At 62.3% G+C, this 16140-nt stretch carries 18 protein-coding genes; 10 read left to right on the top strand and 8 right to left on the bottom strand.

All coding sequences use genetic code 11. The annotated features are described in order from the left end of the window. The 3 genes from BLQ92_RS14865 to BLQ92_RS14855 form a co-directional block, all read left to right on the top strand. Positions 1 to 334: ATP-binding cassette domain-containing protein (locus BLQ92_RS14865; protein WP_143016578.1), on the top strand; the 334-nt coding region annotated here is incomplete at its 5' end. A gap of 107 nt (positions 335 to 441) precedes the next feature. Beyond that, positions 442 to 1146 carry a pseudouridine synthase gene (locus BLQ92_RS14860; RefSeq protein WP_090685260.1) on the top strand — a complete coding sequence of 235 codons (705 nt, stop codon included), beginning with the start codon at positions 442 to 444 and terminating at the stop codon, positions 1144 to 1146. A gap of 200 nt (positions 1147 to 1346) precedes the next feature. Beyond that, a complete protein-coding gene (locus BLQ92_RS14855) occupies positions 1347 to 1535 on the top strand; it encodes a hypothetical protein (protein ID WP_090685259.1) in 189 nt (62 codons plus the stop codon). 25 nt (positions 1536 to 1560) lie between these two features. Here the strand turns inward: BLQ92_RS14855 and BLQ92_RS14850 are convergent, their stop codons facing one another. Further along, positions 1561 to 2619: an NAD-dependent epimerase/dehydratase family protein gene (locus BLQ92_RS14850; protein WP_090685257.1), complete on the bottom strand. Its 1059-nt coding sequence runs from the start codon at positions 2617 to 2619 to the stop codon at positions 1561 to 1563. 67 nt (positions 2620 to 2686) lie between these two features. On the opposite strand from BLQ92_RS14850, the gene BLQ92_RS14845 reads away from it, so the two are divergent. The 3 genes from BLQ92_RS14845 (at position 2687) to BLQ92_RS14835 (ending at position 5725) form a co-directional block, all read left to right on the top strand. Further along, positions 2687 to 3718, top strand: coding sequence for a CDP-6-deoxy-delta-3,4-glucoseen reductase (locus BLQ92_RS14845; RefSeq protein WP_090685256.1), 1032 nt, complete (start codon positions 2687 to 2689; stop codon positions 3716 to 3718). A 319-nt stretch (positions 3719 to 4037) separates the two neighbouring features. Then, positions 4038 to 5222 (top strand): acetylornithine transaminase, encoded by a 1185-nt coding sequence (locus BLQ92_RS14840; protein ID WP_090685255.1) that lies wholly within the window; start codon positions 4038 to 4040, stop codon positions 5220 to 5222. A 20-nt stretch (positions 5223 to 5242) separates the two neighbouring features. Beyond that, positions 5243 to 5725, top strand: coding sequence for a GNAT family acetyltransferase (locus BLQ92_RS14835; protein ID WP_090685254.1), 483 nt, complete (start codon positions 5243 to 5245; stop codon positions 5723 to 5725). A 151-nt stretch (positions 5726 to 5876) separates the two neighbouring features. Here BLQ92_RS14835 and BLQ92_RS14830 read toward each other — a convergent pair whose 3' ends face one another. From BLQ92_RS14830 to BLQ92_RS14800, 7 genes are all read right to left on the bottom strand, one after another. Further along, on the bottom strand, positions 5877 to 6593 hold the full coding sequence (locus BLQ92_RS14830) for an ABC transporter ATP-binding protein (RefSeq protein WP_090685253.1): 717 nt from the start codon (positions 6591 to 6593) through the stop codon (positions 5877 to 5879). Beyond that, a complete protein-coding gene (locus BLQ92_RS14825; RefSeq protein ID WP_090685251.1) occupies positions 6593 to 7369 on the bottom strand; it encodes an ABC transporter ATP-binding protein in 777 nt (258 codons plus the stop codon). Before BLQ92_RS14825 ends, BLQ92_RS14830 begins: the two co-directional genes overlap by 1 nt. Before the next feature lie 19 nt (positions 7370 to 7388). After that, entirely contained in the window at positions 7389 to 8558 is a 1170-nt protein-coding gene (locus BLQ92_RS14820; protein WP_090685250.1) for an ABC transporter permease subunit, read from the bottom strand. A 25-nt stretch (positions 8559 to 8583) separates the two neighbouring features. Continuing rightward, positions 8584 to 9534: a branched-chain amino acid ABC transporter permease gene (locus tag BLQ92_RS14815; protein ID WP_090685249.1), complete on the bottom strand. Its 951-nt coding sequence runs from the start codon at positions 9532 to 9534 to the stop codon at positions 8584 to 8586. A gap of 229 nt (positions 9535 to 9763) precedes the next feature. Continuing rightward, entirely contained in the window at positions 9764 to 10696 is a 933-nt protein-coding gene (locus BLQ92_RS14810) for a type 1 periplasmic-binding domain-containing protein (RefSeq protein ID WP_090685247.1), read from the bottom strand. Positions 10697 to 11237: 541 nt separating this feature from the next. After that, complete coding sequence (gene ispH / locus BLQ92_RS14805; protein WP_090685246.1) at positions 11238 to 12197, bottom strand: 4-hydroxy-3-methylbut-2-enyl diphosphate reductase; 960 nt, start codon at positions 12195 to 12197, stop codon at positions 11238 to 11240. 2 nt (positions 12198 to 12199) lie between these two features. After that, positions 12200 to 12655, bottom strand: coding sequence for an FKBP-type peptidyl-prolyl cis-trans isomerase (locus tag BLQ92_RS14800; RefSeq protein ID WP_074300570.1), 456 nt, complete (start codon positions 12653 to 12655; stop codon positions 12200 to 12202). A 298-nt stretch (positions 12656 to 12953) separates the two neighbouring features. Between BLQ92_RS14800 and radC the strand changes: the two genes are divergently transcribed. The 4 genes from radC to nadB all read left to right on the top strand — a co-directional run bounded on the left by radC (position 12954) and on the right by nadB (position 16091). Continuing rightward, positions 12954 to 13652, top strand: coding sequence for a RadC family protein (gene radC, locus BLQ92_RS14795; protein WP_090685294.1), 699 nt, complete (start codon positions 12954 to 12956; stop codon positions 13650 to 13652). A 264-nt stretch (positions 13653 to 13916) separates the two neighbouring features. After that, positions 13917 to 14150 carry a 50S ribosomal protein L28 gene (gene rpmB / locus BLQ92_RS14790; protein ID WP_007180631.1) on the top strand — a complete coding sequence of 78 codons (234 nt, stop codon included), beginning with the start codon at positions 13917 to 13919 and terminating at the stop codon, positions 14148 to 14150. 10 nt (positions 14151 to 14160) lie between these two features. Next, entirely contained in the window at positions 14161 to 14328 is a 168-nt protein-coding gene (gene rpmG / locus BLQ92_RS14785) for a 50S ribosomal protein L33 (protein ID WP_074263557.1), read from the top strand. A gap of 164 nt (positions 14329 to 14492) precedes the next feature. Next, positions 14493 to 16091 carry an L-aspartate oxidase gene (nadB, locus tag BLQ92_RS14780; RefSeq protein WP_090685244.1) on the top strand — a complete coding sequence of 533 codons (1599 nt, stop codon included), beginning with the start codon at positions 14493 to 14495 and terminating at the stop codon, positions 16089 to 16091. Positions 16092 to 16140: the final 49 nt, after the last annotated feature.

The following is a 16140-nucleotide window of genomic DNA, read 5'->3' as shown; positions in this document are numbered from 1 at the left end:
CGACGAGTTGTCGGGCGGCATGCGCCAGCGCGTGGGCCTCGCCCGGGCGCTGGCCGCCGACACCGACGTGCTGCTGATGGACGAGGCGTTCTCCGCGCTCGATCCGCTGATCCGCACCGAAATGCAGGACCAGTTGCTGCAGTTGCAGGCCACGCTGAACAAGACCATCGTATTCATCACGCACGATCTGGACGAGGCGCTGCGCATCGGCAACCGCATCGCGATCCTGCGCGACGGCACGCTGGTGCAGGAAGGCACGCCGAACGAGATCCTCACGCGTCCGGCCGACGATTATGTGCGGCGTTTCGTGGAACGGCGCGCCGGCGTGCATTGAACGGCACGCGTACGGGAACGGGAATCGGAACGGGCGGGTAGAATGCACGCGAAGCGACGGACTGCGGTCCGTCGCCTGCATTTCGCCCTGCTGTTCTCTCGCTCCCCATGAATCTCGAAAGCGTTCTCTTCACCCAGGGTTTCGGTTCACGACGTCAATGCCGCGCACTGATCGCGGACGGCCGCGTGACGATCGACGGCGCCGTTCACGACGATCCGGACGCCGACCTCTCGACCGAGGCGCTCAACTTCACGGTCGACGGCGCCGCGTGGCCCTACCGCGAGCACGCCTACCTGCTGCTCAACAAACCCGCAGGCTACGAATGCTCGCGCGAGCCGCAGCATCATCTGAGCGTGTTCAATCTGCTGCCGCCGCAATTCGCCGCGCGCGGCGTGCAATGCGTGGGCCGCCTCGATCAGGATACGACCGGGCTGCTGCTGCTCTCCGACGACGGCAAGTTCGTCCACGCCTTCACCTCGCCCAAGCGCAAGGTGCCGAAGGTCTACGTCGCGAGCACCCGCCATCCGCTCGACGATGCGCAACTCGGCGCATTGCGCGAAGGGGTGCTGCTGCACGGCGAGCCCAAACCGATTGCCGCGGTCGCCGCGCAGGCGCGCAGCGAGCACGCGCTCGAACTGACCGTGCTCGAAGGCAAATACCACCAGGTCAAACGGATGGTTGCGGCCGCTGGCAACCGCGTCGAAGCGCTGCATCGCGAGCGGATCGGCGGCCTCAGCTTGCCCGCGACGCTCGCCGTTGGCGCATGGCAATGGCTCGACGAAGCCGACCTCGGATCTTTACGGAGCGGGTAAACAAGTAACCGGGCAGGCCATAGAGCCGCGCAGCCCCACAGCGTCGAGCACGTCGTGTGCGGTGTCCCACCAAGGCCGCCTTTATCGGTCCATTTACGGCCCTTTTGCGCCCTGTTTGCGCTGCGGCGCAGCATGCCCTTCCTGACAAGTCGCTTTATACTCGATTAAACAACGAGTACAAAGTTTCAGGGAGGAGCGCCATGATCACCCACACTTCGTTTGAGATCTCGGCCGCGATGATTGCGTTTGTCTGCCTGGCTGCAGTCGTGGTCGGCGCTCTGCTGATCGTGATGCATCTGCGGCACAAGTATCATCCGAGCCTGATCGGCGCGCTGATCGGCGCGGTCCTGTGCTTCCTGCTGCTGGAAGCACTGCCGGCCCTCACCTGACTCATCTGAGCTTGGTCCGCATGCTTTATGGCGCCGCGTCGGTAGGGTGCGTTTCGCCTCCCGGCGTGGTTTCTCCATGCGCACGCCGCAGAAAATCCGCCACCGTCGGATAGCGCAACTGCACCCGCAGCTCGCGCTTCATCCGCTCATTCACGAGCCGCCGCGATTCACGCATGAACGACAGCATCATTGGGTCGATCTGCGCTTCGGCTTGTGCCCGCGAAATGCGCGGGGCGCGCTCAAGTCCGTACGCGTCGGCCACCAGGTCGAAGTACTCGCCCATTTTCAAGCTCGTATCGTCCGAGGCATGGACCACCCGCCCGCGCCGGCCGAGCCGCATCATCCGCACCAGAATCGCGGCCAGATCGTCGGCGTGGATATGGCTCGTGTAGACGTCGTCGGCGTCGATCAATGCCGGAGTGCGCTTCTGCAGCCGCGCGAGCGGCAAGCGGTTGCCCGCGTAGATACCCGGAATGCGCGCAATGCTCGCCTGCAGCGTGCCGCGCGCAGTGGCGCGCCGCAGTTGCTGTTCCGCGGAAACCCGCCGCAGCGCCCGCGGATTGGCCGGGCGTACCGTGCGCGTTTCGTCGATCAGCGCGCCGCCGCAGTCGCCGTATACGCCGGTCGTGCTCGCGTAAACCATACGCACGGGAGGCCGCGAACCCGCGGAGCGTCTTACCCCGTCGGGTACAATATTGCCTGCTTCCCGTTCCATCCATGCACCGCGAAGGCGGCGCAAGCGCGCTACCGGCGCTACCGCACTGCGTGCGGGCCGGATCCGGCGTGCGCTGAGGGCGCCAAGCAACGCCCGCGTACGGCGGTCGTCGTCGCCGGTCTTTTGCGGCGGGGCCAGATGCAGCACCATCGGCGCGAGGCCCGCGAGCCGCTTCAGGCTGCGGCGGGCATCGAGATCGCCGAGCAGCGGCGTCAAGCCCGCCGCGCGCAATTCGGCGCAACGGGCTGGCTGGGTCGTAAGCGCAAACAGATGCGCGCGCGGCTGCAGCAGCGCGGCACAACGCATGCCGACATCGCCGCAGCCCACAATGAGCACGCGCCGGCGGCGCAAGTTTCGTGTGGCTTTCATGGTGGACGCATTGTAGCCGTCAGGGGCGGCTCACACCGATTACCGACTCTTCGAACTCGAACACGCTATGGCATTTAATGTAACCCTCCGGCAAAGCGGCCGGCAGTTTCAAGTAGAACCCGACGAACCCGTCCTGACCGCCGCCCTGCGCCAAGGCATCGGCCTGCCGTATGGCTGCAAGAACGGCGCGTGCGGTTCGTGCAAGGGCACCGTGGTCAGCGGCGAAGTCGAACAGCGCCAGCATTCGTCGTCGGCACTGTCGAACGACGAAAAAACCCGCGGTATGGCGCTGTTCTGCTGCGCGACGCCGTGCTCCGATCTGGAGATCGACATCCGCGAAGTCGCGGGTGTGGGCGACGTGCAGGTCAAGAAGCTGCCGTGCCGCGTGAACGCGATCGAGCGCAAGGCCGACGACGTGGTCGTGCTGAAGCTGCAATTGCCCGCCAACGAGCGTCTGCAATACCTCGCCGGCCAGTACCTCGAGTTCATCCTGAAGGACGGCAAGCGCCGCAGCTATTCGATGGCGAACGCGCCGCACGTCGAAGGCCCGATCGAACTGCATATCCGCCATATGCCCGGCGGTGCGTTCACCGATCACGTCTTCAACACCATGAAGGAGCGCGACATCCTGCGCTTCGAGGCGCCGCTCGGCACCTTCTTCCTGCGCGAAGACTCGGACAAGCCGATCGTGCTGCTCGCCTCCGGCACCGGCTTCGCGCCGCTGAAGGCGATCGTCGAACACGCGGTGTTCAAGGAACTCGACCGGCCGATGACGCTGTACTGGGGCGCACGCCGCAAGAAAGACCTGTACCTGCTCGAGCTGGCCGAACAATGGGCGCGCGAAATCCCGAACTTCAAGTTCGTGCCGGTGCTCTCCGAACCGGACCCGAGCGACGCATGGACCGGCCGCACCGGCTTCGTTCATCGCAGCGTCATCGAAGACCTGCCAGACTTGTCGGGTTATCAGGTGTACGCCTGCGGCGCACCGGTGATGGTCGAATCGGCGCAGCGCGATTTCACGCAGCACCACGGCCTGCCGGAAGACGAGTTCTACGCGGATTCCTTCACGAGCGCAGCCGACCTCGCGAACCCGGTTTAACCACAGCCAGCCCTTACCTGGATTGGCCGCGTCAACCTGACTAGCCTGCACGGCGGACCCAAAAAGTCCGTCGCAGGCGAAATTCATGGTTTACACCGGTGCTCGCGTTGTCGTATTCTTTCGCGCATGAACCGCATCCAGTCCGAACTCCGACGTCGCCGCTCGCTGCTCCCTTAGGGACGCCGCCGGCTTTGTCACGGATTCGCGCCAGACAGGCGCATGTTGTTCGAATCACGAAAGCCACGGCATGCCGTGGCTTTTTGTTTTTCCCGCCCCTTTTTACTGTTCCTTCACCCTGCAACGCCCGGAGCCTGCCGCCATGAATTTCAATGAGTATCCCGTCGAGTCGCTGATGTACATCACCAACCGGCCCGAGATCGTTTTTACGCACGGCAAGGGCTCGTGGATCTACGACAACACCGGCAAGCGATATCTCGACTTCATCCAGGGGTGGGCGGTCAACGCACTCGGGCATTGCAACGAAGGCATGATCGAAGCGCTGAACAAGCAGGCGCAACTGCTGATCAACCCGTCGCCCGCGTTCTACAACGCGCCGATGGCCCAGCTCGCCGGCCTGCTCACGCAACATAGCTGCTTCGACAAGGTCTTCTTCGCCAACAGCGGCGCCGAAGCGAATGAAGGCGCGATCAAGCTGGCGCGCAAGTGGGGCAAGAAGCACAAGGACGGCGCCTACGAGATCATCACGTTCGACCACAGCTTCCACGGCCGCACGCTCGCCACCATGTCGGCGAGCGGCAAGCCGGGCTGGGACACCATCTACGCACCGCAAGTGCCGGGTTTCCCGAAGGCCGACCTGAACGACATCGCCTCGGTTGAAAAGCTCATCAACGGCAAGACCGTCGCGGTGATGCTCGAGCCGATCCAGGGCGAAGGCGGCGTGATTCCGGCGACGCCCGAATTCATGCAACAACTGCGTGCGCTGACCCAGAAACACAACATCCTGCTGATCGCCGACGAAGTGCAAAGCGGCTGCGGACGCGCCGGCACGCTGTTCGCGTACGAACTGTCGGGTATCGAGCCGGACATCATGACGCTCGGCAAGGGTATCGGCGGCGGCGTGCCGCTCGCAGCGCTGCTCTGCAAGGCCGCAGTCGAAGTGTTCGAAGCCGGCGACCAGGGCGGCACCTATAACGGCAATCCGCTGATGACGGCAGTCGGTTACTCGGTGATCTCGCAACTGACCGCACCGGGTTTCCTTGAAGGCGTGCGCGAGCGCGGCGAGTATCTGCGTGCGAAGCTGCTGGAACTGTCGGAAGAGCGCGGCTTTGCTGGCGAACGCGGCGAGGGCTTGCTGCGCGCGTTGCTGCTCGGCAAGGATATCGGCAACCAGATCGTCGAGAAAGCCCGCAATATGCAGCCGGACGGTTTGCTGCTCAACGCGGCGCGTCCGAACCTGCTGCGCTTCATGCCGGCCCTGAACGTGACCAACGAAGAGATCGACCAGATGATGGCTATGCTGCGCTCGATTCTCGACACCCTTTAAACGCTGAAGAAGGAGCGCGCATGACAACCGCCACGCTATCGATCCGCCGCTTTGAAGCGAGCGATACCGATGCCGTGGTCGCGCTGTGGCAGGAGGCATTTCCCGAGTATCGGGAAGTGACGCGGCCGCATCGCAACCCGCATCTGTCGATCGCCAACAAGATGGCCACGCAGCCGGAGCTGTTCTTTGTCGCCACGCTCGGCGAGCGTCTGGTGGGCACCGTGATGGCCGGTTATGACGGCCACCGGGGCTGGCTTTACTCGCTCGCCGTGGATGGCTCGCAGCGCCGGCTCGGCATCGGCACCAGGCTGATTGCGCATGCCGAAGCGGCGCTCGTTGCGATGGGCTGTCCGAAGGTCAATCTGCAGGTGCTGACGGCGAAGCAGGAAGTGCGGGCGTTTTACGAGGCACTCGGTTATCGCGCCGATGCGGTGATCAGCCTGGGCAAGCGCCTGGGTGAACATGCGAGCGCCGAGTCGGCGTCGCCTCCTTCTGCTGCGTAAGTTCGTTTTGAACGGCTAAGCAAGCCGGCGCGCAGAAATAACAAAGGCCGCATGCAAAATATCGCATGCGGCCTTTGTGTTTGGGCAGGTTTGAGTGGCGGGTTCAGCCACTCAACTTGCCGGGTTTATTCACCGAGCTCATTCACCCAGCTCATTCACCCAGATAAGCAGCCCGAACCTTCGGATCATCCAGCATCTGCTTCGCGTCACCGGACATCGTCACCAGACCCGAGTCCATCACGTAGCCGCGATTCGCTGCCTGCAGCGCCAGGCGCGCGTTCTGCTCGACCAGCAGCACGGTCATGCCTTCGGCCGAGATCGCCCGCACCACTTCGAAGATCTTCTCGACCATGATCGGCGAGAGACCCATCGACGGCTCATCCAGCAACAGCAGCTTGGGCTTGCTGATGATCGCGCGCGCCATCGCCAGCATCTGCTGCTCGCCGCCCGACAACGTGCCCGCGTACTGCGAAGCGCGTTCCTTCAGGCGCGGGAAGAAGCCGAACATGCGATCGACGTCCGCCTTGATGCCGTCGGTGTCGTTACGCAGATAAGCACCCATCTGCATGTTTTCGACAATCGACATGCGCGAGAAGATGCCGCGACCTTCCGGCACCATCGCCAGACCGCGCTTGAGCAGCTCGTGCGCGGGCAGCCCCTTGATGGACTGGCCCATGTACTCGATATCGCCCGCCGAGTACGCCTTCAGACCCGTGATCGCCTTCATCGTCGTGGTCTTGCCTGCGCCGTTCGCGCCAATCAGCGTGACCAGTTCGCCCTGACCAACTTCCAGGTCGATACCCTTGACTGCCTGAATGCCGCCGTAATTGACCTGCAGGCCCTTGATTTTCAACATTGCCGTAGCCATCAGTGGACCCCCGCACCCAGATATGCCTCAATCACCTTCGGGTCTTTCTGCACGTCTTGCGGCAGCCCCTGGGCGATCACCTTGCCGTAATCGAGCACTGTCATGTTGTTGCACAGGCCCATCACCAGTTTCACGTCGTGCTCGATCAGCAGGATCGTCTTGCCGTCGCTGCGGATCTTGTCGAGCAGCTTGGTCAGCTCGACCTTTTCCGTCGCGTTCATGCCGGCGGCCGGCTCGTCCAGCGCCAGCAGCTTCGGATCGGTTGCCAATGCACGGGCGATTTCCAGACGACGCTGGTGGCCATACGACAGATTGCGCGAGGTGTAGTCCGCGTATTGCAGCACGCCGACGTACTCCAGCAGTTCGAGCGCGCGCTCCTTGATCTCGCGCTCTTCCTTGCGCTCAGCCGGCGTCTGGAACACAGCGCCGAGCAGGCCATGCTTGGTGCGCACGTGACGGCCCACCATCACGTTTTCCAGCGCGGTCATGCCGCCGAACAGACGAATGTTCTGGAAGGTCCGCGCAATCCCGGCCTTCGCGACCTGGTACACCGCGGTCGGCGTGTAGCTCTCGCCGTCCAGCCTGAAGTCGCCGGAGTCCGGCGTATAGAGGCCCGTGATGACGTTGAAGAACGTGGTCTTGCCGGCGCCGTTCGGCCCGATCAGACCGTAGATCTCACCGGACTTGATTTCCAGGCCGACGTCGGACAGTGCCTGCAGACCGCCAAAGCGCTTGTTCACGCCCTTGACGGACAGACGGATTTGTTTGTCGCTCATAGAATTCTCCAATCAGGCCTCAGGCGCGCACCGGCTTCTTGCTGTTGCGCTTCGCGATTTTCGCAATCTTGTCCTCGTGCTTCGGCGACGGCCACAGGCCTTCCGAGCGGTACAGCATGATGAGGACCATCGCGAGACCGTACAGCAACTGACGGATCACTTCGGTATCGACAATTTCATGGCCGAAGATCATGTTCTGCAGCGGACCCATGGTCGAGCGCAGGAATTCCGGGAACACGGCGAGCAGCACCGCACCGAGAATCACGCCCGGGATGTGGCCCATACCGCCCAGCACCACGCAGGCCAGCACCACGACCGATTCCCAGAAGGTGAACGATTCAGGCGACACGAAGCCCTGGAAACCACCGAACATCGCGCCCGACAGGCCGCCGAACGACGCGCCCATCGCGAACGCCAGCAGCTTCACGTTACGGGTGTTGATGCCCATTGCCTTGGCAGCGATTTCGTCTTCGCGGATCGCGGCCCATGCACGGCCGATACGCGAGTGCTGCAAACGCGTACATACCCAGATCACCAGCAACGCACACAGCACGAACAGGTAGTAATACATGTACACCGTCGTGAACTGGAAGCCGAGGAACGTGTGGGTCTGCGCGAGGCTGAAGCCGCCGACCTGCACCGGGTCGATACCCGTGATCCCCTGCGGCCCGTTGGTGATGTTCACCGGGCGGTCGAGGTTGTTCATGAAGATCCGCACGATTTCCCCGAAGCCCAAGGTCACGATGGCGAGGTAATCGCCACGCAGACGCAGGGTCGGCGCACCGAGCAGAACACCGAACATCGCGGCCAGTGCCATGGCGAGCGGCACGATGATCCAGAACGGCGTATGCAGGCCGTGCGGGAACATTGCGCCGATCCACGCGAATTGCGTGGACAGGTGCGGCGACGACAACAAGGCCGTGGTATAGGCGCCGATCGCGTAGAACGCGATGTAGCCCAAGTCCAGCAGGCCGGCGAAGCCGACCACCACGTTAAGGCCGAGTGCCAGCATCACGTACAGCATCGCGAAGTCGAGCACGCGCACCCAGTAGTTGCCGCCGACTGCGCCGATGATCATCGGCGCGGCGATCACGAAAATCGCGGTGATGATGCCGACGGTCAGCGTCTTCGTCAGGTTCTTCTCGGGGATGAGCGTCGTGGACGGCTCGATCGGTTGAATTGAGGTCATGTCTAATTGCTCCTTATGGCCCAGGTCAGGCGCGATCTGCGACACGTTCGCCGAGCAGGCCCGACGGACGGAACACCAGCACGACGATCAGCACGATGAATGCGAACACGTCCTGGTAGTTACTGCCGAACACACCACCCGTCAGGTTGCCGATGTAGCCCGCACCCAACTGTTCGATCAGGCCGAGCACCACGCCGCCGACCATTGCACCGCCGAGATTGCCGATGCCGCCCAGCACTGCCGCGGTAAAGGCCTTCAGACCGGGGATAAAGCCCATATAGAAGTGAGCGTTGCCGTACTCGGACGCGATCATCACGCCGGCCAGCGCAGCGAGGGCCGAGCCGATCATGAAGGTTGCCGAGATCACGAAGTTCGGGCTCACGCCCATCAGGCTCGCCACGTTCGGATTTTCGGCAATCGCGCGCATCGCACGGCCGAGCTTCGTCTTGTGCACGAGCAGCAGCAGGCCGCCCATCACGAGAAACGCCACTACGATGATTACGATTTCAGTCATCGAGATCACGGCGCCCGGATTGTTGGGCCCGGCCTTGATCACGTTGATCGGATCGGTCGGCAGCAGTTGCGGGAACGGCAGCGGGTTACGCGACCAGATCATCATCGCAAGCGTCTGCAGCAGGATCGACACGCCGATGGCGGTGATCAGCGGAGCCAGACGCGGCGCGCGGCGCAACGGCCGGTAGGCCACGCGCTCGATCGTGTAGCCGACCACCGAGCAAACCGCTGCGGCGATGATCAACGCGATGATGAGCGTCGGCACATTGCCTAGCCCCGGAAAGTGGTTCTGCAGCACGCCTATGGCTGAGAGCGCAACCATCGCGCCCACCATCAACACATCGCCGTGAGCGAAGTTGATGATGCCCAAGATGCCGTAAACCATCGTATAGCCCAGTGCGATGATGGCGTAAACGCTGCCAAGCACCAGTCCGTTGAGGATCTGCTGGATGAAGATATCCATTTAATGCTCCTTAGCCCGTGCGACTGGATTTGCGTTCGTCATCAGCCGGTGGGCGGTGATGCTTCACACAAATCGCAACGGCACTGCGGGTACTGATGTAAAAGACCGGTAAGGGTTATCCGCTACCGGTTCGTCATGCGACTGGGATGCAGTCGCCGCCTTGCCGGAAACGGATGCAAAAACGACACCAATGGGTGGGCCAGGTGCCGTCAGGCTGTACGTCCCGTCATTACATCTCTACGGCGTCGAGGACCGCGTGCTTGCTGTCCCTGAAGTCGTAAAGCGTAATGGCGCCTTCTTTCAAATCACCCTTGTCGTCGAATGCGATGTGACCGGTTACGCGGTGGTAACCCGCGCTCGGCATCGCAGCCAGCACCTCGGGCGCGTCGATTGAGTTGGCGCGCTGCTTTGCATCGACAATCACGTACAGAGCCTCATACGTGAACGGCGCGTCACTCTGCACCGGCGTGTTGGAACGGCCTCCATCCTGCTGCTTGAAGCCCGCTCCCTGGGTCATGTCCGAAAGCACGAGTGCCGCCTCCGAACTGACCGGGTTGTGCCCGGCGGATCCCGCCAGCTCCCCCACCTTGACGGTACACACGCCGTCGCCGCCAAGGATTTCTGCCCTGATATCGAGCGCGGCCGCCTGCTTCGTGAGCGGCCCGCCCGTTGCGTGCATGCGGCCGGACTTGATGCCGCCCGGCTGAACACGCTTGATGTTGGTGAGAATGGCCCGGATCCCCGTGGCCTGATCATTTGTCGCTTCCCGTGCGACCGTTTTCGCGCTGCTCGCCCTGGCGGTATTCGCAGACTCGTCCGCGCTCCCCTTGCCATAGGCAGCCGCATCGGCCCTTGGCGCGATGCATTTCGCGTCCAGCTCCGGCTGGATCTTCTGGCCGTCGACTGCCGGCCCCTGCGTGGTCATCTCCTCAACTACCAATCGCGCCCCGTTTTCGTTGTCTTTGCCTAGATGGGCAATATTTCCCATTAATGGGGTCGCATGATCGATCGTAACGATCGCCACCTTCCTGCTTGCCGGCGCCTCTACCATCGTCGCGGCGGATTCGCCTGCGTCTGCCATGCCATTGCTCTTTTTGCTGCTCGCGGTCAGCGTCTCAACCGCGGCCGGGATGGACACGGCGTAAGCAAACTTGACTCGCATTAGGTAGGTCTCCAGCGCCTTGCTAAATCCAGCGTTCGAAGCCCGGAGGCCTTGAGAACGCGCGCATTGTAACTCCAATTATGCGACGGGCAATATTGTTGAAACGGCAGGGTTTTCCTGCATTGCAACCGTATTTTGAGAACAATATCGGGATAAAGGCGCAACCTGGTTGCGACAATTTTCCGTGCATCAGTTGCACCAACGTAGACCCAAGCAGCATCAAGTGTTGCAGCGAACGCGGTCCACCCCTGATTTCATCGCGCTGAGCGATAAGTACTACCTTTTGGTATATCGGCAGCGCGACGCACAATGTTAGTGCATCAAAAATCAACGGTGGCGAATATCACACAGTTAAATGGGGCTCGATCACTGCCGGATAGATTAAATAAAATCGCCTGGAAACAAAATTTTTGCGTTCCGGGCACTGCAAAACGGTTCATTTCTATGATCTGACACTTATTTATAGAACTCGATGCAATCGTCGGAACAATAAAAAAGCGCGCTCGAGGCGCGCTTTTCTTACAGAAACGTCAGCAGATTGTCAGGCTGGCAAGCCCAGACCTCGCGGCAGAGGAAACGCGATGTTTTCCTCGATGCCTTCAAGAGCGCGCACATTGCGCACGCCCAGCTCGCGCAAACGGGCGATCACGGCTTGCGCCAGCACTTCCGGCGCGGACGCGCCGGCGGTCACGCCGATGCGGCGCTTGCCGACGATCCAAGCCGGATCGATCTGGTCGGGCGAGTCCACCATATAAGAAGGGATCCCGCGCTTCTCGGCGACTTCGCGCAAGCGGTTCGAGTTCGAACTGTTCGGACTTCCCACCACGATCACCACGTCGCACTGCGGCGCCATGAACTTCACCGCGTCCTGGCGGTTCTGCGTGGCATAGCAGATGTCCTGCTTTTTAGGCTCGCGGATGGCCGGATACTTGGCCTTGAGCGCAGCGATGATCTCGGCGGCGTCGTCGACCGACAGCGTGGTTTGCGTGACGAATGCTATGCGCTCCGGATCCGCGAGTGCCAGCGCTTCGACATCGGCAATGTCTTCGACGAGATACATGCCCTCGCCCGCCTGCCCCATCGTGCCCTCGACTTCAGGATGACCCTTGTGGCCGATCATCACGATATCGAAGCCGTCCTGGCGCATCTTGGCGACCTCGATGTGCACCTTGGTGACGAGCGGACAAGTTGCGTCGTACACGCGCAGGCCACGCGACTCGGCTTCCGCGCGCACCGTCTTCGAGACACCGTGCGCACTGAAGATCACCGTATTGCCGGCCGGCACCTCCTCCAACTGCTCGATGAAGATCGCGCCCTTCTTGCGCAGGTCTTCCACCACATAGGCGTTGTGAACAATCTCGTGACGCACGTAGATAGGTGAACCGTGCAGCTTGATCGCGCGTTCGACGATTTCGATGGCCCGATCGACACCCGCGCAAAAACCGCGCGGTTGCGCCAGCAGGATCTCGGCTTCAGTCAGAGTCGTATCCGTGGTGCTCATGTTTACAGAATCCCGATGATTTTCACTTCGAACGCCAGCGCCTGGCCGGCGAGGGGGTGATTGAAATCGAACAGGGCAGACGTTTCGCCCACTTCCTTCAGCACACCAGCGTAGCGTCCGCCTCCCGGCGCGTTGAATTCGACGAGATCGCCCGGCGAAAAGTCCTCACCGATCATGCTGTTTTCGCGCAGCGTGGCGAGCGACACCCGCTGCAGCAGTTCGGGATTGCGCGGGCCGAAGGCCTGCTCCGGCGTTAGCTGAAAGGTCGAATGGTGGCCGACCTTCAATCCCAGCAAAATATCTTCCAGCGGCGGCGCCAGTTGGCCTGCGCCCAGCAGCAGCGTGGCCGGCTTTTCCGTGAAGGTGTTGATGACTTCGGCGCCATCGGCAAGCGAAAGCCGGTAATGGAGTGTGACGTGCGAACCGGGTTTCACTTCAGAGATGTCGATGATGCTCATGCAGTACTCGTTCAGTCGGGACGCGCTGCACGCGGGCGCCGTGGGCGCCGCCTGTGCGGGTGGCAAACCGTCATGGTGCCGTGCGCAAAGGCCCTATTGTAAGCCACATATCCCGCGGCGGCTTGCGAGCGTCATATGCAAGGCCGCTACAGGTGAGGCGGTTCTCACCCACCAATCGGAGAAAGATGACATGGACTATTACGCCTGCGTCGAAGTGACGCCAAATACCGCGGAGGATGTGGGTACGCTGTCCGCCCCCGGGCGGCTCGCGCCGAAGCCGCCTGCGCGTTCGGCGACCATGGGCGAGCGAGCCGTGCGCAAGCGCAGCCGCAGCAAGCGCGGCAAACCCGACATGCCGCGCGAGCGCTTGCTCGAGTTCGGGCCCGGCACTCTGACCGACGCCGAACTCGTCGCGCTGGTGCTGGGCTCCGGGCTGCCGGGGCACAGCGTGTTCGGCATCTCCCATTCCCTGCTCAAGCGCTTTGGTTCGCTGCGCGCAATGCTAGACGCCACACCGGACGATTTCAACGGGCTGCCCGGCATCGGCCCCGCCAAAACCGCGCAGTTGCTCGCCATTCTTGAGCTGGCGCGGCGCTCGCTGGTCGAAAAAATGCGCGAAAAGCCGCTGATCGACTCGCCCGAGGCAGTCGAAGACTATTTGCGCCTGCTGATCGGCTCGCGGCCCCATGAAGTCTTCGTCTGCCTGTTTCTGGACGCCCGGCACCGGCTGATCAGCACCGAGGAAAGCTCGCGCGGCTCGCTCACGCGCATGGCGGTCTATCCGCGGGAAATTGTCCGCCGCGCGCTCACAACCAATGCGGCGAGCATGATCGTGGCGCATAATCACCCCTCTGGCGCGGTCAAGCCGAGCGCCAGCGACCGGCGGCTCACCCAGGTGCTGCGCGATACCCTCGCGCTGATCGACGTCCAACTGATCGATCACCTCGTGATCGGCACCCACGAGACATTCTCGTTTGCCAGAGCCGGATGGTCGTGAATCCCCGAGCGGCCACAGCAGCACAGCGCCAGGGCGCCCGTCGGATTGAGGACGCAGCGCCATGTTGTCCCGGGTAGCCGATCGCAAATAAGGTTTGATTTATCGGCTTTTTTTCTGCTAGAATTCCGGTTTGCCTGTTTCCAACCCTGTTCCGAAGCCATCAAAGGCCTTTCGGGAGATAAGTGACTGAGTGATCAGCACGGCCCTTCCGGATAACTTTCGCGGCGTCCGAACTCAGAATTAGCGTATTAGGAGTGCTCTCATATGGCACGCGTATGCCAAGTAACTGGGAAAGCGCCGATGAGCGGCAACAACGTTTCCCACGCGAACAACAAAACCAAGCGCCGGTTCCTGCCGAACCTGCAAAACCGCCGTATTTGGGTGGAAAGCGAAAACCGTTGGGTGCGTCTGCGCGTTTCGAACGCCGGCCTGCGTCTGATCGACAAGAACGGCATTGACGCCGTGCTCGCAGACCTGCGCGCACGCGGTGAAGCCTAAGGAGTAAATCATGGCCAAAGGCGCACGCGACAAGATCAAGCTGGAATCGACCGCAGGTACGGGTCACTTCTACACCACGACGAAAAACAAGCGCAACATGCCGGAAAAGATGGAGATCAGCAAGTTTGATCCCGTCGTTCGCAAGCACGTTCCGTACAAGGAAACCAAGATCAAATAAGATCTTGTCTCCTGTTTGTTGACGACGACAAAAAAGCCCCGCACTTGTGCGGGGCTTTTTGCTTTTTCAGGCCTCCTTGCTGCGCGCTGCGCGTATGCTTTCACGTTTATCGGTGAGCGGCGACACGAGTCGCAACGGCCGATCAAGCGATGGAGACGCAGGGAATGAATTTCGATGTGGCGATTGTCGGCAGTGGCCTGGCGGGTCTGAGTGTCGCACTGAATCTGGCGGAGACGCGGCGGGTCGCGGTCATTGCCAAGGTTTCGATGACTGAAGGCGCCAGCGATTGGGCGCAAGGCGGAATCGCCGCCGTGCTGGATTCCGCGGACAGCATCGAAAATCATGTCAGCGACACGCTCATCGCCGGCGGCGGTCTGTGCGACGAAGCCGCGACGCGTTTCATTGTCGAGCATGGGCGCGAGGCCATCGAATGGCTGATCGCCCAAGGCGTGCCGTTCACCAAAGACGATGCCGCCGAACTCGGCTTCCACCTTACGCGCGAAGGCGGCCATAGCCATCGCCGCATCATTCATGCTGCGGACGCGACCGGCCACGCGGTAGTCGCAACGCTAAGCGAGCGTGTGCGCCGCCATCCGAACATCACGTTGCTCGAAAATCACTACGCAATCGACCTGATCACGTCGGACCGCCTCGGTCTGCCGGGGCGTCGCTGCCACGGCTTGTACGCGCTCGATCTCGAAAGCGGCCGCACCGTCACTATCGAGGCGCCGCACACGGTGCTCGCAACCGGTGGTGCAGGCAAGGTCTACCTGTACACCACGAACCCGGACACCGCCACCGGCGACGGCATCGCCATGGCCTGGCGCGCCGGCTGCCGCGTGTCGAACATGGAGTTCATCCAGTTCCACCCGACGTGCCTGTTCCATCCCTACGCCAAATCCTTCCTGATCTCGGAAGCGGTGCGCGGCGAAGGCGGCATTCTGAAGCTGCCGGACGGCACCCGCTTCATGCCGCAGCACGACGAGCGCGCCGAACTGGCCCCGCGCGATATCGTGGCCCGCGCGATCGACTTCGAGATCAAGAAGCGCGGCATCGACTGCGTGTACCTCGATATCAGCCACCAGCCGGCGTCGTTCCTGCAAGAACACTTTCCGACCATTCTCAAGCGCTGCCTCGAGTTCGGTATCGACATCACCAAAGAGCCGATTCCGGTCGTGCCGGCCGCGCACTACACCTGCGGCGGAGTCGTCACGGATCTGGGCGGCCGCACCGATCTGGCGGGCCTCTACGCGGTCGGCGAGACCTCCTGCACCGGACTGCACGGCGCCAACCGTCTCGCCAGCAATTCGCTGCTGGAGTGCCTTGTTATCGGCCGCTCCGCCGCCGCTGCCATCGAAGCGGAAGGTTTCAGCGCCGCCGTTCATGCGCCGCTGCCGGACTGGGACGAAAGCCGCGTGTCCGATCCGGACGAAGAGGTGGTGGTTGCCCACAACTGGGACGAGCTGCGCCGCCTGATGTGGAATTACGTCGGCATCGTGCGAACCGACAAGCGGCTCGCACGCGCCAAGCATCGTCTCGCGCTGCTGCGCGACGAGATCCACGAGTACTACGCACACTTCAAGGTGAGCCGCGATCTGCTCGAACTGCGCAATCTGGTCGACGTCGCGTCGCTGATCGTGGATAGCGCCCGTTCACGGCGCGAAAGCCGCGGCCTGCACTTTAGCCGCGACTGGCCGGCTGCGCTGCCGAAAGCATTGCCCACCGTGTTGTCGCCGGAGAACGTGCGCAACCGCAACGTCTAACGCATGAGGTGCGGAGCGCGGCTCATCGCCGCTCGTTTCGGACCTGCCC

Origin of the sequence: Paraburkholderia phenazinium (assembly GCF_900100735.1) — a bacterium.
Taxonomy (GTDB): Bacteria; Pseudomonadota; Gammaproteobacteria; order Burkholderiales; family Burkholderiaceae; genus Paraburkholderia; species Paraburkholderia phenazinia.
The sequence above is the reverse complement of the archived record's forward strand: the minus strand, read 5'-3'. Positions and strand labels throughout refer to the sequence as shown.